The sequence below is a fragment of the Oceanicaulis sp. genome, assembly GCF_051859625.1.
GTDB lineage: Bacteria > Pseudomonadota > Alphaproteobacteria > Caulobacterales > Maricaulaceae > Oceanicaulis.
Genome location: NZ_JBHYFH010000002.1, coordinates 282,846 through 297,616, shown reverse-complemented (window position 1 = coordinate 297,616; position 14,771 = coordinate 282,846). Strand labels below are relative to the sequence as shown.

Below are 14,771 nucleotides of genomic sequence, written 5' to 3'. Positions count from 1 at the left end.
CTGCGGCGGATCAGACGACCCCCAGCTCCTTGCCGACCTTGGTGAAGGCGGAGACGGCGCGGTCTATCATCTCAGGCGTATGCGCGGCGCTCATCTGGGTGCGGATGCGGGCCTTGCCCTTGGGCACCACCGGATAGAAGAAACCGATCACATAGACGCCCTCCTCCATCAGCTTGTCGGCCATTTTCTGGCTCAGAGGGGCGTCGCCCAGCATCACCGGAATGATCGGGTGTTCGCCCGGCAGAAGGTCAAAACCGGCGTCGGTCATGCCGGCGCGGAAGCGCTTGGCGTTGTCAAACAACCGTGCGCGCAGATCATCGCCCTCGCGCACCATCTCCAGCGCTTTCAGGCTGGCGCCGGCGATCGCCGGGGCCAGCGAGTTGGAGAACAGATAGGGGCGCGAACGCTGACGCAGAATGTCGATCACCGGCTTTTTCGCCGCCGTGAAGCCGCCCATGGCGCCGCCAAGCGCCTTGCCCAGCGTGCCGGTGATGATGTCGATCCGGCCCATGACGCCGCAATGCTCGGGCGTGCCGCGTCCCTTGGCGCCCATGAAGCCGTGGGCGTGGCAATCATCGACCATGGTCAGGGCGTCATACTTTTCGGCCAGATCGCAAATGGATTTCAGATCCGCGATATAGCCGTCCATGGAGAACACGCCGTCGGTGACGATCATGATGGTGCGCGCGCCATCCTTGCGGGCCTGTTTGAGCTGGGCTTCCAGATCATTCATGTCCGAATTGGCGTAGCGATAGCGCTTGGCCTTGCACAGGCGCACGCCGTCAATGATCGAGGCGTGGTTCAGCGCGTCGGAAATGATCGCATCTTCCGGGCCCAGCAGCGGTTCGAACAGGCCGCCATTGGCGTCAAACGCCGCCGCATAAAGGATGGCGTCTTCCTGGCCGGTGAAATCGGCGATCGCCGCTTCCAGCTCTTTATGGACTTCCTGCGCGCCGCAGATGAAGCGTACGGACGCGACGCCATAGCCGTAGCGATCCAGCGCAGTCTTGGCGGCGTCGATCAGCTCGGGCCGGTTGGCGAGGCCGAGATAATTGTTGGCGCAGAAATTCAGCACATGACGTTCGGTCCCGTCTGTCCCGCGCACGTCGATCTCGGAAAATTGCTGCGACGTGATGGTGCGTTCGCGCTTGTAGAGCCCGTCCGCATCGATCTCGGCGAGGGTTTCGGTCAGGCGGTCATAAAAGCTCTGGGACATGGGGGTGGACTCCCTGCTGGGCGAAAACGGATAGGTCTGACTTAGCTCAGAGTGAGCGTCTTGCCCGGTGCAATGTCAGCCAGGCTTTGTTTGACGTGGATCAGCGCCGGTTTGCCCGCCTTCAGCGCCTGATCGAGCGCGGCGGCGAAATCCTCGGTCTTGTCGACGAAATAGCCCGCGCAGCCGCACGCTTCCGCCATCAGTTTGAAATCAGGGTTTGAGAGATCCGTACCGCTGACCCGCCCCGGATAGGCGCGTTCCTGGTGCATGCGGATGGTGCCATAGGCGCCATTGTCGAAGACGCAGACCACGATGTTCGCGCCATGCTGGACGGCGGTCGCGAGCTCGGGCGCGGCCATCATGAAATCGCCATCCCCGCACACCGCGATCACCGGACGGTCGGGGCAATGCAGCTTGGCCGCGATGGCCGCAGGCAGGCCGTAGCCCATGGCGCCCGAGGTCGGGGCGAGCTGGCTGGGGCAGCATTGGTGCACCCAATAACGATGCAGCCAGGCCGCGAAATTGCCCGCGCCATTGGTCATGATCGCCTGACCGCCGAGCTTGTCTGACGTTTCACGCCAGATGATCGACGGGTTCACATCCCCCGTCACCTCAACTGGTTCAATCCAGGCGTCATAGGCGGCGCGGCATTGCTTGACCCAGTCAGCGCGGGAGGCCGCATTTTGGGGCTTGGCGGCGGCGTTGATCGCGCTGAGCGCCAGGCCCGCTTGCGCGGTGACAGCCAGTTTCGGCCGATACACCCGGCCCAGCTCTTCCCCGCCCGGATGAATGTGAACCAGACGGTCCGCCACGCCCTCGGGCACGTCAAACAGATCATAGCTCTGCGTGGTCATCTCACCCAGACGCGGCCCAACCGCGACGATCAAATCCGCCTCACGCAGAGCCGTCACAACGGCGGGACAGGCGCCAATGCCGGCCTCACCGCCATAATGGGAATGCGTGTTATCAAACAGATGCTTGACGCGGAAACTTGTCAGGATGGGGCAATTGGTGCGAACCGCGAAATCATGCAGCGCCTCGCGATCTTCATCGCGCCAGCCCGGACCGCCCACCATCATGACGGGGCGCTCCGCCGCGTCGATCATCGCGGCGATTTCGGAGGCGGTCTCGGCGGAGACTTCGCTCCGTGCCTGAACCAGAGCGGCAGCCTCGGGCGCGTCAGCAATCTCGGTCAGCATGTCTTCAGGCAGACCGACAACCACGGGCCCCGGACGCCCGTTCATGGCCAGCGCAAAGGCGCGCATCATCATCTCGGGAACACGCGCCGGATCGCGGATCTCGAACGCCGCCTTGGCGAGACCGGCAAACGCCTGACCGTAATCAAGCTCCTGAAACGCTTCGCGCCCCTCATCCTCACGACGGACCTGGCCGACCAGCAAGATCATCGGCGTGGAGTCCTGAAGCGCGGTGTGAACCCCGACGGCGGCCTGCGTCGCGCCAGGCCCCCGGGTCACAAAACAAATGCCGGGGCGCCCCGTCAGCTTGCCATGGGCTTCGGCCATATTGGCTGCGCCCGCTTCGTGACGACACTGGATGAACGGGATATCTACTTCAACCAGCGCATCAAGAGCGGCAAGATAACTCTCTCCAGGAACACCGAAAATCCGCTCAACGCCATTGGCGGACAAAGCGGCGATAAGGTGCTGGGCGCCAGTGCGTGAAGGCATGATCGGGATCTCCGCAAGAATGGACCCGATCTGCTAACGCGCACCGGTGGCGCCTGGCAAGCGTCAGGCGGCGCGAACACCTGAAAGGAAGCGCTCGATTGTGGCTTTCAGGCCCTGCGATTCACTTGCGACAGCCACGCTCGCCTGATCAAGATCACTCGCGCCCTTGTTCGCCTCTTCAGCGCGCCTCTGGGCCTGCCCCACCTCGGTGCGAACCTCTCCCGTCGCCGCAGCGGCGTTTTGCGCTGAATGGGAGATTTCCGCGGCGGCGGCGCGCTGCTCCTCCATGGCGGCGGAAATGGCGGTGGCGATCTCATAGGTCTCGCCAATCACGGTCGCAATCTTCTCAATGGCGGTCACAGACGCATCCGTCGCGGACTGAATGCCTTTGATCTCTGAAGCGATGCTCTCGGTCGCATGGGCGGTCTGCTCGGCCAGCGCTTTCACTTCGCTGGCCACAACCGCAAACCCCTTGCCCGCCTCACCGGCGCGGGCGGCCTCGATGGTGGCGTTAAGCGCCAGAAGATTGGTCTGCTCGGTGACGCCGGCGATCAGCTGGACAATGCCGTCGATCTTCTGGGCGGCGTCCGCCAGTTTCTGGACGTCCTGACGTGTCGATTCCGCCTGCTCGACCGCGGATTTGGACACTTCAGAGGACCGCAGCGATTGCTGATTGATCTCGCTGATCGCGGCGGTCAGCTCTTCTGCGGCGGCGGCGACCACTTCCACGCTCTCAGCCGACATCTGGGCCGCTCCGTCCAGGGTGCTCGCACCGCTAGCCGTTTCGCTCGCATTGGCCTTCATGCCCTGGGAGGACGTACGCAGATGCTCGCCAGCCGCTTCAAAGGCGGAAATCGCCTGAGCCGCACTCTGATCAAATTCAGAAACAAGCGCCTCGATCTGTTCGGCGCGCTTGAGCTGCGCCTCCTGAGCGGCATGAGCCTCGGCTTCAAGGCGCTCTCGTTCCCGGGCGGAAACCTGAAGAACCTTCACGGACGCAGTCAATGTGGAGACTTCCCGCCCGTCGGGTTCAGGCAGTTCCGCCGCCGTATCGCCTTTGGCCAGTCGCTCCACCGCTTCACTCAGTCGCGCCACAGGCCCCTGAATGGATCGGTTGAGCACGTATGCCCCGGCAAACAGAATGGCGACAACAACACCATTGCCAAGCGCAAGCACTCTGATGATCGACCAGATGCTGGCCTGAACATTGTCATAATAAACGCCGGCGCCAGTGATCAGCCCCCAAGGCTCAAACAACATCACATAACTGCGTTTGGGCTCAGGGACGTCAGAACCGGCGCGAGGCCAGCCGTAATCCACAAATCCCTGTCCTTCGGCACGCGCAACCTGGGTCATCTCGCGAAACAGGAAGAGCCCGTTGGGGTCTTGCGTATTATAGACCGATTGCCCGTTCAGCTGAGGGCGCACCGCGTGCATGACCATCTGGTGGTCGAGATCAATGACGAAGAAATAATTGTCGCCTTCAAAGCGCATGTCGCTGAGAGCCCGCATCGCAGCAGCCTGAGCCGCTTCCTGCGTCATCTCGCCTGCTTCGACTCTGGCGTGATAGGAGCTGATCGTGCTTGTGGCGATCTCGACGATCTCAGAGAGTCCCTGATCAACCTCCTGAAGCATGGCGCGCCGGACTTGCAAGGCGCTCAGCACGGTCAGCAGCACAAGCATGAGGGCCAGTGCTCCCCCCGCCAAATAGAGCTTCTGACCGATTGACGCGTTTCTGAGCATGGAGTCCACCCTGCGTTGGAGAAGGCTCCATAGGTGGCTGTGAGTCCATTAACGCATGGTTATTCACATATTCTGGCTTGGAGCGGCCTAGAACGACCAGCCAGCGCTGACGCTGATGGTGCGTCCCTCCCCGGGGAAATACCGGTATCGCCCAAACGCGAAGTCCGCCCGTTCTGCATAACGCTCATCAAGAAGGTTGCGCACAGCAAGGCTGATCCGGATCTGGTCCTGAATGTCCTTGGAAAGGCGCACGTGAAACAGATCGTGGCCGTTATAAGCGGCGGTGTTTCCGGCATCGGCGAAGTATTCGCCCACATGCGCCCATTCGGTCTCTACGGTGATACGGTCCACGGGACGCCAGAACAGGCGAAGACTGGACAGCCATTCCGGCGCCGTGTCGATGCGCGCGCCCTTCTGGATGCGTTCAGAGCCCGCACCGGCCCCGCCGTTGAAATCATATTCATGAACCGCCCAGCTGACCGCGCCCGAGAGCATCAGCGCATCGGTGATCGACCAGCCGCCTTCAAGCTCCACGCCGTGATGGCGCGTCTTCGCGCCGGTGACGGTCAGCCCGTCCGCATCGCGCAAGATCACATTGTCCTTGCGCATCACATACCCGGTCAGCTCAAGCTGGGCGGCGCCGCCGAGATCAAGTCGCAGGCCCGTTTCCGCACTGTCCAGGGTTTCAGGCTCAATACCCTCAACGCTCTGCCCCGGTTGCAGCCGGTACAGCTCGGCGGTCTGGGGGGCGCGCACGCCGCGCGCCACACGGCCGAACAGCGACAGGGAGTCGTTCACGTCAAACACCCAGCCCGCATGCGGGGCCAGCGTGTCAAAGCTGTCATCGCGATCCGCCAGCCGCAGATAGCGTCCGACCTCACCCACTGGAGCGCGGTTTGAATACGCGTACCGGGTGTTTTCCCACCGCACTCCGGCGTCGAGCCTCAGTCTTGGCGTCAGCTGATGTTCAGCCATGGCGAAGGCGGCGACGGTGCGCGATTGAACGGTATAGTCATAATGAAGCCCCTGAACGAACGGCCCTATCGTCGGGCGCGTCTGGAACTCTCTGAGCGCGCCTTCGGTGAAATCCGTATCAAGACCGAGCCGGAAGACGCTGTCATCAAGCGCCCAGACCAGAGCGGACTGAAAGCCCACCGAGTCATGGCCGCTGGTCTCCAGAGCTTCAGACGGCAGGAAGTGCATGCGAAACTGCATCTCATTGCTGCGCGTGAACAGGGTCGCCTGAGCGCTGAGCGTTTCAGTGATCGGACGGTTCAGGTGCAGGGCGGCGCGCAGGGCGTACGCATTGCGGAACGCTTCAGGGTCTGCATTCCGACGTGAGGCGGCTTCATCCAAATAGGCCTCGAACCCGCCCACATAGGTCGCGGTCTCCTGCTCCAGATCGACGCCGGACAGGCGCAAGGACCAATCAGTCTGTCCCAGCTGACCATCCAGCCGGGTCTGAAGCACACGGCGATCCAGCGACGCATCGTCTCGCCAGCCATCCTCATGGCGCATGTCGAGACCCAGCCATCCCGCGCCAAACCCCGTCTCGCCCGACAGGTTCGCCTGTGCCGACGCACGTCCATAGGAGCCGGCTTCCAGCTGGACCGAGCGCTGCGCATCCTGCGGATCGGGGGTGATGATGTTCACCAGGCCATGCAGCGCGTTTGACCCATAAGCCGCAGAGCCCGGCCCTCGCACCACTTCGATCCGGTCCGCCAGTCCGTCCGCCCCCTCAAACAGGCCGTTGATGTTGGCGAACCCTGCAGCGCGCAGCGGCACGCCGTCTTCAAGATACAAAAAGCTGCCAGCCCCCTGTCCGCCCGTAAAGACCGGCGAGCGGATCGCCGTCAGGTGTTCCGCGCCATTACCGCGATTGATGTTGACGCCGGGCAAACGGTTCAGCGCCTCGCTGACATGATGCGCGCCGACCCGTTCAAGGGCGTCAGCCTCCAGAATTGCGGTCGCCAGCGTGCTGTCGCTGCGCAGTGTTTCCGCCCGCGCGCCCGTCACAACCACCACGTCACGCGCAGCCGGCGCCTCTTGCGCAGAGGCCACACTCTGGCTGCCGATGACGCTCACAAATCCGGTCACAGAGCCAAGCAAGACAAGGCGGAACAAGCGAGACATCACAGCGTATCCTCAAGCGGCTTTCAGCGTTTGAAAGGCTTTACTACAGGGCTGGATCGCCAAGATAGAGCGCGAGCGGCATCCAGACATGCTTGACCCGGGCTGCGGCCTGTTTACCGTTACAAATTAACAACAAAGGGGAGCTGTCTTAATGCTGCGCGCGCTTGCACTGTCTCTGGCCACGGCCTTGCCCACGGCCGGAGCCGCTTCGGCCTATGATCCGAAACCGGTCGCTGAACTACTCGATTTCGACGTCCGATATGACCCAGGCATCCCCACGCCCGAGACCGTGCTGGGCTTTCAATCCGGCGAAATCATTTTCACCCCTGAAATGCACGTCGCCTATATCCGCGCCATAGCAGCGGCGTCTGACCGGGTCAGCGTCGAGACGATCGGACACAGCCATTTCGGCCGCCCCATCCTGCGCGTGACCACCACGTCGCCCGTCAATCAGGCTCGGCTGGAAGAGATCCGCGCAACGCAGCTTTCACTCGGTGATCCAGGCGCGCAAACGCCGGCGAACCAACCGGTGATCGTGCAGCTGACCCATGGCGTGCATGGTTCGGAGTCGTCGGGCTACGATTCCGCGCCGCTGATCCTGTATCATCTGGCTGCAGCGCAGGGCTCGGACATCGAGACCTTGCTCGATGAGACCGTCATCCAGCAGATCGTCATGATCAATCCCGACGGCGCGAACCGGTTCGCCCAGTGGACCAACATGCATCACGCCAATGTGGCGGTGGCCGATCCGCAAAGCCGCGAGCATTTCTACGAATGGCCCTGGGGGCGCACGAACCATTACTGGTTTGACCTGAACCGCCAATGGCTGCCCGTCACCCAGCCTGAATCCCGCGCGCTCGTCAGCACCACCCAGGACTGGCGCCCCAATGTGGCGGCGGACCTGCACGAGATGGGGACGAACTCCACCTTCTTCATTTCGCCTGGCCCCCGCGAGGGCTTTCATCCCTTGCTCAGCCTGGATGGGTTTGACCTCAATCTGACGATGAACCAGTCGATCAACGCGCAGTTTGACGAAGCTGGCGAGGTGTATGTGAGCGAAGAGGTCTTTGATGACTTCTATCTGGGATATGGCTCGAGCTATCCGGGCCTGATCGGCTCCATTCCCTATCTGTTTGAACAAAGTTCGGTGCGCGGCCTCATTCAGGAGACCGATTACGGCATCCAGCGCTATGACGACAAAATCGCCCAGCAGGCGCGCACCGCCATCGCCCTGATCGCATCCGCGCACGCCAACCGCAGCGCGCTGCAAACGCATATGCGGGACTTCTTCAACGAGAGCCGCCAGATGGCGAGTTCTGATCCGGTGCGCGGCTATGTCTTCGGCTCGTCCGATCGCGGGCGTCTGGCGGATTTCCTGCAAATGCTGGAGACCCACCGGCTTGAGGTTTACGAGCTGGCGCAACCCTTCACCCATGAGGGGCAGGATTTCGAGCCGGGCGAGGCCTTCCTCGTTCCCTTGCGTCAACAGCAATACCGCCTGGTGCGCGGCCTGTTTGAGACCCGCATCATCGAGGACAAGGTCGAGTTCTATGACGTGTCGGGCTGGACCCAACCCCTCGCCTATGACCTCGATTACGCAGAACTGCGTGGCGGCCAGTATCGCAGCCAGATCGTCGGAGACCGCGTCACCAGTTTTGACATGGCCGAAGCGGCGCCGGATGTGAGCGCCTATGGCTATGTGATGGAGTGGGACAGCTATTACGCTCCCCGCGCGCTCTATCGCCTGCTGGACGCTGGCGTCTTCGCTCGCGTCATCCCCGATGAAATCAGCATCCAGACAACCGCCGGCGAAACCGATATTGACCGCGGCGCGCTGATGATCGAGCTGAGCCGCCAGCCGGTCAGCGCCGAGGAAATCCACGCCCTGCTGACCCGGGCGGCTGAAGAAGACGGAGTGAAAATTCACGCCGTCACCTCCGGCAGCACTTCGCGCGGCTCGGATCTGGGCGGGTTCAACCTGTCCAATGTGGAGCGCCCTGAAGTCCTGCTGATCACCGGGCGCGGCATCAGCATGGGCGATGCGGGCGAGCTGTGGCACCTGCTCGACCATGACATGCACATGCCGGTCAGCATGATCGACCAGTCCGAACTCGGCGGCGCCGATCTCAGCAGCTACACCCATATCATCCTGCCCCATGGTCGTCTGTACCGGATGGGCGATGACATGCCCGAAACGCTGAACGCCTGGGTCCGCGATGGCGGCACGCTGATCGCCACCCGTGGCGCAGCCCGCTGGGTGATCGATCAGGAGCTGACCAGCGCTGCGATCGCCGAGCTGGAAACGCCTGAAGCGGACGCCGCCCGGCCTGAAAACTATGACGCCATGTCGACCTGGAACGCTGAGCTTCAGATTTCCGGCGCGATCTTTGAAACCCGGATCGACACCAGCCATCCGCTGGCCTTTGGGTATCGCGATGACGTCCTGCCCAGCCACCGGATCGGCAGCATGGCGTTTGCAGGCGGCGACAATCCCTTCTCCCTGCCCGTCCGCTTTGGCGCGGACGATCCGCTGCTCAGCGGCTACGCGTCAGAGGAAGTGCGCCGGGCTCTGTCAGGAACCGGCGCGGTCTTCGCCGAACGCCGCGGCTCGGGATCGGTGATCCTCTTTGCGGATGATCCCTATTACCGCGCCTATTTCCGCGGACCGGCCAAGCTGATGATGAACGCAATCTTCTTCGGCAACGATTTCCGAAACCCCTCGCGCCGCACCAGCGACTAAGACATGAAAAGGCCCGGTCGAAAGACCGGGCCTTTTTTTTGAAGTCTGAAACAAAACCGAGCCTAGCCCTTCGCCGCATGCCTTTGCGCCAGCAGCGCTGTCACGTCCGCCAGCGACAGGCCGCGCGCTTTCAGCGTCACCATCAAATGGAAGATCAGGTCGGCGGCTTCGCCCAGAAGCGCGTCGTCATCCTCGGCGGCCGCGGCGAGCGCGGTCTCAACCCCCTCCTCCCCCACTTTCTGCGCGCATTTCAGAACGCCTTTGGACAGGAGTTTGGCGGTGTAGCTGTCTTTGGAGTCATCCTCGGCGCGGGTGTCGATCACGTGCTGCAGCTGCCCCAGAAAGCCGATCTCAGGGCCCGGCGTTTCGCCAAAACAGCTATGACTGCCCAGATGACAGGTCGGGCCAGCCGGGCGCGCCCGCACCAGTATGGCGTCTGAATCGCAATCGGTCGCCACCGACACCAGAGACAGCGTGTTGCCCGAGCTTTCACCCTTGGTCCAGAGCCGCTCCTTGGAGCGCGACCAGAACGTGACCAGGCCCCGGGTCTGGGTCTCGTCGAGCGCCTTGGCGTTCATATAGCCCAGCATCAGCACTTCGCCGGTGTCGGCGTGCTGCACGATGGCGGGGGCCAGTCCGCCGCCCTTTTTCCAGTCGATCTGAAACAGGCTCATACGCGCATCTCCACACCTTCGCTCGACAGCCAGGACTTGAGTTCCGGAATGGCTATCACGGCTTTATGAAAGACGCTTGCCGCCAGGGCGCCGTCCACATTCGCTTTTTTAAAGACGTCGCGGAAATGCTCACGGGCCCCGGCCCCGCCCGAGGCGATCAGCGGCACGGAACACGCCTCGCGCGCGGCGCTGAGCTGGTCAATGTCATAGCCTTCGCGCACGCCGTCCTGATCCATGCAATTGAGCACGATCTCGCCTGCGCCGCGCTCAACGACTTCGCGAATCCAGTCCAGCGTCTTGCGGTGTTCGGTAGAGGTTTTGGACGGATCGCCCGTGTTCTTGTGGCAGCGCCAATCGCCGTCGATCACCCGGCTGTCGATGCCGACCACCACGCATTGCGACCCGAACTCGGTCGCCAGCGCGTCAATCAGATCGGGGTTTTCAAGCGCCGGGGTGTTGATGGAGATCTTGTCCGCGCCGCCAAACAGACGCGCCCGCGCATGTTCAAGCGAGCGGATGCCGCCCGCCACACAGAAGGGAATGTCGATCTGGCGCGCCACGCGACCCACCCATTCCGGCTCCACCGTGCGGCCCGACGGGCTGGCGCTGATATCGTAGAAGACCAGCTCGTCCGCGCCTTCCTGGGCATAGCGACGCGCCAGTTCCTCGATGCCGCCCACATCTTCATGGTTCTGGAATTTCACGCCCTTCACCACGCGGCCATCGCGCACGTCCAGGCAGGGAATAATGCGGCGCGCTAGCATGCCAGCGCCTCCTCCAGCGTGAACCGGCCTTCAAAGAGCGCCCGTCCGATGATGACGCCGGACAGTTTGTTCGCCTTGAGCGCGCGGATGTCATCGAGCGACGAAACCCCGCCCGACGCCTGCCAGTTCATGTCAGGCCGGATCTGCGCCAGGTCTTCGTAAAGCTCGAGGTTCGGACCTTCGAGCATGCCGTCGCGCGCCACATCGGTCGCCAGAGCATGGCTCAGCCCCGCCAGACGGTATTCCGACAGAAGGTCCGCCAGCGGCGTGACTGACTGCTCGGTCCAGCCCTTGAGCGTGGGATAGGCGACGCCGTTCTCCGCGATCTTCACGTCAAACGCCGCGGCGATCTGTTCAGCGCCATAGTGCGCGATCCAGCCAATCACAGTCTGGGGATCGCTGACCGCCAGACTGCCGATCACCGCGCGGCTTGCGCCGGCGTTCAGGATGGCGTCCACATCGTCACGCGACCGCACGCCGCCGCCGGTCTGAACCTTCAGGCCCACACCCGCGATGGCGCGCACCAGATCCTGCTGACGCCGGGCGCCGTCACGGGCGCCGGACAGGTCCACCAGATGCAACCAATCGGCGCCGGCTGATTTGAACTGCTCGGCGACGGCTACGGGATTGTCGCCATACTCAGTCACAGCGTCAAAATCGCCCTTGGCCAGCCGCACGACGCGGCCGTCCAGAACATCAATGGCGGGATACAGGATCATGCCGCGCCCTTTATGAAATTGGTCAGGATTTGCGCACCGGTGTTCGCCGAACGCTCGGGGTGGAACTGGCACCCGGCCACATGGCCCTTGCGGGCGATGGCCGTGACTTCAGGCCCATAGTGTGTGGACGCGACCGTGTGCCCGCCGACAGGCGCATAAAAGCCATGGACGAAATAGACGTGCGCGCCCTCATCGACGCCTTCGAGCAAAGGCTCGTCAGCGCTTTTCTGGGTCAAGGTGTTCCAGCCCATATGCGGCCACGGGCCCTCAGCGCCCGGATCCAGGCGCTCAATGCGCCCCGGGATCAGCCCCAACAGCTCGCACTCGCTTTCGACCGAATACTCAAACAAGAGCTGCATCCCCAGGCAAACGCCCAGCAAAGGTCTTTGATCTGTCTGCAGCGCTTTCGCCCAGCCGGTTTCGCGCAAGCGCTTCATGGCCGGCCCCGCCGCGCCCACGCCAGGCAGGATAATACGGTCGCAGTCCTGCGCTTCGTCCGGCGTCTCAGTAAGGCGGTAGCGCGCATCCAGACGCTCCAGCGCATACCGCACCGAAGCGATGTTCGCGGTCGAGGTGTCGATGATCGCCGTGGTCATCACAAAACACCCTTGGTGGACGGCAAGGCCTCGCCTTCAATTCGGGACGCCATGCGCAAGGCGCGGCCAAAGGCCTTGAAACAACCTTCGATCATATGGTGGGCGTTTTCACCCTCCACTTTCACGTGCAGCGCCGCTTTCAGGCTTTCCGCGATGGAGCGGAAAGCGTGCTCACACATCTCGACCGGGAAATCACCAACGCGCTCGCCGGGGATGTCGCCTTCAAACACCGCATAGGGACGCCCTGACAGATCGATCCAGACGCCCGCGCGCGTCTCGTCCATCGGCACTTCAAACCCGAAGCGGCCAATCCCGCGCTTGTCGCCAAGCGCTTCCTTCAGCCCTTCGCCAAGCGCCAGGCACACATCTTCAATCGTGTGGTGGGAATCCACATCCAGATCGCCTTCACACGACACGTCCAGCGACAGCCCGCCATGTCGGGCCACTTGTTCAAGCATGTGATCGAAAAAGGCGAGTCCGGTGTCGATCCGGGCGCCTTCCTGGTCCAGATTGACGCTCAGCGTGATCTCCGTCTCCTTGGTGACGCGGCGGACCGTGGCTGTGCGGCGCTGGATACGCAGTCCCAGGAAATCGCGCAATTGCCGGGCCGTCTGTGCGTCTCTCACATGGCCGACCAGCCCTTCGCCGTCCTCAGCCAGAACAAGACCCAGACGGCTGAGGGTTTTGAGATTGGTGTGCTCATAGACCAGCCCCCGGGCGGTGACCTGCCCCACCTCGCCCAGCTCTTCGGCCAGCGCCTGACCGATATCAATCAGGATGGCGTCGCGCTCCTCACGGTCCTTGCGCGCAGCAAGTCGGGCGCCCGGGCTCAACTGCTTCATGCCTTCTTCAAGCAGGCAACAGGGCACCGCATTCAACTTGGTGCGCAACAGCGCCGCCTGTTCTTCATCCATGGCCGACAACACGGTGACGGGCGTTTGAAGACCGCCGATCCTGTAGAGGGTCAGGCCGCGCTGAGCGGGTTCGTCCAGCGCAATCACGCCGTCCGCGCCAAAATCGTGAACAAGGGTCAGATCACTGCTCCAGACCGCCTGACGCGCTTCGTCCGTGCTGGAGGCCAGCGACAGATTGGCGGCCGGAATTTCAAGAAGGCTCGACAAACGTTCAAGCAACATGGCTTCACCCATGGCGCGCATGTCTTCAGGACGTTTGGAGAGGTCAAATACGCCGCTCATTGATCCGTCTTTCTGTTTCGACGCAACGCCATCGCCAGGCGGTGCGCGTCCAGTCCTTCAAGCGCCGCCAGGCGTTCAACCACGGGCGCGATAGACTGAAGGCTCTCTTCACTCAGTTCCAGAAGCGTCGTCGTCTTCTGAAACATCTCAACCGTGACGCCGCCATAAGCGCGTGCGGCGCCGGCGGTCGGCAAGGCATGGTTGGGACCTGCGGCGTAGTCACCCGCCGCCTCCGGCGTCCACGGTCCCAGGAAAATCGACCCGGCATGACGTATACGGTCAGAGAAAGCGCGTGGATCGCGGGTCTGAACGATCAAGTGCTCACTGGCGTAGGCGTTGGCCGCGTCCACCGCTTCGTCTTCTGAGGCGACGATGACCGCGCGGGAATTGGCCAGCGCAGCCCGCGCGGTGTCCGCCCGCGGCAATTGTGTGAGCAAGACGTCGATTTGCGCCTCCACCCGAGCGGCGAAGCCTTCCGAGAACGCGACCAGAACCACTTGCGCCATCTGGTCGTGCTCGGCCTGGCTGAGTAGGTCGATGGCGACAAGTTCGGGATCGGCGGCGTCATCGGCCACCACCATGACTTCGCTCGGCCCCGCCGGCAAATCCGCCGCGGCGCCGTTCGGGCTTTGCGACAACAACGCCTTGGCGGCGGCCACATACGCGTTCCCCGGACCGAAAATCTTGTCCGCCTTGGGCAGTCCGGCCACCCCCAGCCCAAGCGCCGCCACGCCGTGCGCGCCGCCAATGGCGTAGACTTCATCAACCCCGAGCAGCTTGGCCGCGGCCAGCACTGTCGGCTCAACGCCCCGCCCCTTGCGCGGCGGCGCGATGACGGCGATGCGCGGCACGCCCGCCAGCTGCGCAGGCACCGCCAGCATGATCAAGGTGGAGACCAGCGGCGCGGTGCCGGCAGGCACATACAGACCCGCCACATCGATCGGGGTCGCCCGCCGGCTGGCGCGCGCGCCCGGCCAGGTCTGAACCTCGTAATCGCGATAGCCTTGTTCAGCGTGAAAGGCGCGCACGGCCTTTGTCGCCGCCAGGATCGCGTCACGATCTTCATCGGCCAGGGCTTGCTCAGCCTCGGCCAGAGCGCTTTCAGGAACCCGGAAACCGGCTTCCGGCGCCCAATCATCCAATGACAGGGCGTAGTCGCGCACCGCAGCCTCGCCGCGGGCGCGCACGGCGTCCAGAATCTCCTGAGCCACAGCGACCGCGTCTGAGCCAAGCGAAGGCCGCTCAAACAGGCGTTGACGCGTCTGCGCGTCCGACGTTTTCCAATCGATCCGGGTCAGCATG

At 63.1% G+C, this 14,771-nt stretch carries 11 protein-coding genes; 1 reads left to right on the top strand and 10 read right to left on the bottom strand.

The annotated features are described in order from the left end of the window. Positions 1–10 precede the first annotated feature (10 nt). The 4 genes from ACTIGF_RS10915 to ACTIGF_RS10900 form a co-directional block, all read right to left on the bottom strand. The gene (locus tag ACTIGF_RS10915) at positions 11–1,216 is read right to left on the bottom strand and encodes a glycine C-acetyltransferase (RefSeq protein WP_439636918.1); all 1,206 of its coding nucleotides are present in this window, start codon (positions 1,214–1,216) and stop codon (positions 11–13) included. A gap of 41 nt (positions 1,217–1,257) precedes the next feature. After that, positions 1,258–2,904: a thiamine pyrophosphate-dependent enzyme gene (locus ACTIGF_RS10910; protein WP_439636917.1), complete on the bottom strand. Its 1,647-nt coding sequence runs from the start codon at positions 2,902–2,904 to the stop codon at positions 1,258–1,260. A 63-nt stretch (positions 2,905–2,967) separates the two neighbouring features. Continuing rightward, a complete protein-coding gene (locus tag ACTIGF_RS10905) occupies positions 2,968–4,587 on the bottom strand; it encodes a methyl-accepting chemotaxis protein (protein ID WP_439636916.1) in 1,620 nt (539 codons plus the stop codon). A gap of 147 nt (positions 4,588–4,734) precedes the next feature. Then, on the bottom strand, positions 4,735–6,780 hold the full coding sequence (locus tag ACTIGF_RS10900) for a TonB-dependent receptor (RefSeq protein ID WP_439636915.1): 2,046 nt from the start codon (positions 6,778–6,780) through the stop codon (positions 4,735–4,737). Positions 6,781–6,931: 151 nt separating this feature from the next. On the opposite strand from ACTIGF_RS10900, the gene ACTIGF_RS10895 reads away from it, so the two are divergent. Further along, a complete protein-coding gene (locus ACTIGF_RS10895; RefSeq protein WP_439636914.1) occupies positions 6,932–9,520 on the top strand; it encodes a M14 family metallopeptidase in 2,589 nt (862 codons plus the stop codon). Positions 9,521–9,582: 62 nt separating this feature from the next. Here the strand turns inward: ACTIGF_RS10895 and hisIE are convergent, their stop codons facing one another. The 6 genes from hisIE to hisD are packed head-to-tail and all read right to left on the bottom strand — an operon-like array spanning position 9,583 to position 14,770. Continuing rightward, on the bottom strand, positions 9,583–10,194 hold the full coding sequence (gene hisIE, locus ACTIGF_RS10890; RefSeq protein ID WP_439636913.1) for a bifunctional phosphoribosyl-AMP cyclohydrolase/phosphoribosyl-ATP diphosphatase HisIE: 612 nt from the start codon (positions 10,192–10,194) through the stop codon (positions 9,583–9,585). Then, positions 10,191–10,958, bottom strand: coding sequence for an imidazole glycerol phosphate synthase subunit HisF (hisF, locus tag ACTIGF_RS10885; RefSeq protein WP_439636912.1), 768 nt, complete (start codon positions 10,956–10,958; stop codon positions 10,191–10,193). The genes hisIE and hisF overlap by 4 nt, the downstream gene beginning before the upstream one ends. Beyond that, on the bottom strand, positions 10,952–11,677 hold the full coding sequence (gene hisA, locus ACTIGF_RS10880; RefSeq protein WP_439636911.1) for a 1-(5-phosphoribosyl)-5-[(5-phosphoribosylamino)methylideneamino]imidazole-4-carboxamide isomerase: 726 nt from the start codon (positions 11,675–11,677) through the stop codon (positions 10,952–10,954). The genes hisF and hisA overlap by 7 nt, the downstream gene beginning before the upstream one ends. Beyond that, a complete protein-coding gene (gene hisH / locus ACTIGF_RS10875) occupies positions 11,674–12,273 on the bottom strand; it encodes an imidazole glycerol phosphate synthase subunit HisH (RefSeq protein WP_439636910.1) in 600 nt (199 codons plus the stop codon). The genes hisA and hisH overlap by 4 nt, the downstream gene beginning before the upstream one ends. After that, on the bottom strand, positions 12,273–13,469 hold the full coding sequence (gene hisB, locus ACTIGF_RS10870; RefSeq protein WP_439636909.1) for an imidazoleglycerol-phosphate dehydratase HisB: 1,197 nt from the start codon (positions 13,467–13,469) through the stop codon (positions 12,273–12,275). Before hisB ends, hisH begins: the two co-directional genes overlap by 1 nt. Further along, positions 13,466–14,770, bottom strand: coding sequence for a histidinol dehydrogenase (gene hisD / locus ACTIGF_RS10865; protein ID WP_439636908.1), 1,305 nt, complete (start codon positions 14,768–14,770; stop codon positions 13,466–13,468). The genes hisB and hisD overlap by 4 nt, the downstream gene beginning before the upstream one ends. Position 14,771 lies beyond the last annotated feature (1 nt).

Excerpts from the sequence above, each read along its gene's own strand:
- ACTIGF_RS10915 (WP_439636918.1), bottom strand. The coding sequence starts at position 1,216 with ATGTCCCAGAGCTTTTATGACCGCCTGACCGAAACCCTCGCCGAGATC.
- ACTIGF_RS10910 (WP_439636917.1), bottom strand. The coding sequence starts at position 2,904 with ATGCCTTCACGCACTGGCGCCCAGCACCTTATCGCCGCTTTGTCCGCC.
- ACTIGF_RS10905 (WP_439636916.1), bottom strand. The coding sequence starts at position 4,587 with ATGCTTGTGCTGCTGACCGTGCTGAGCGCCTTGCAAGTCCGGCGCGCC.
- ACTIGF_RS10900 (WP_439636915.1), bottom strand. The coding sequence starts at position 6,780 with ATGTCTCGCTTGTTCCGCCTTGTCTTGCTTGGCTCTGTGACCGGATTT.
- ACTIGF_RS10895 (WP_439636914.1), top strand. The coding sequence starts at position 6,932 with ATGCTGCGCGCGCTTGCACTGTCTCTGGCCACGGCCTTGCCCACGGCC.
- hisIE (WP_439636913.1), bottom strand. The coding sequence starts at position 10,194 with ATGAGCCTGTTTCAGATCGACTGGAAAAAGGGCGGCGGACTGGCCCCC.
- hisF (WP_439636912.1), bottom strand. The coding sequence starts at position 10,958 with ATGCTAGCGCGCCGCATTATTCCCTGCCTGGACGTGCGCGATGGCCGC.
- hisA (WP_439636911.1), bottom strand. The coding sequence starts at position 11,677 with ATGATCCTGTATCCCGCCATTGATGTTCTGGACGGCCGCGTCGTGCGG.
- hisH (WP_439636910.1), bottom strand. The coding sequence starts at position 12,273 with ATGACCACGGCGATCATCGACACCTCGACCGCGAACATCGCTTCGGTG.
- hisB (WP_439636909.1), bottom strand. The coding sequence starts at position 13,469 with ATGAGCGGCGTATTTGACCTCTCCAAACGTCCTGAAGACATGCGCGCC.
- hisD (WP_439636908.1), bottom strand. The coding sequence starts at position 14,770 with ATGCTGACCCGGATCGATTGGAAAACGTCGGACGCGCAGACGCGTCAA.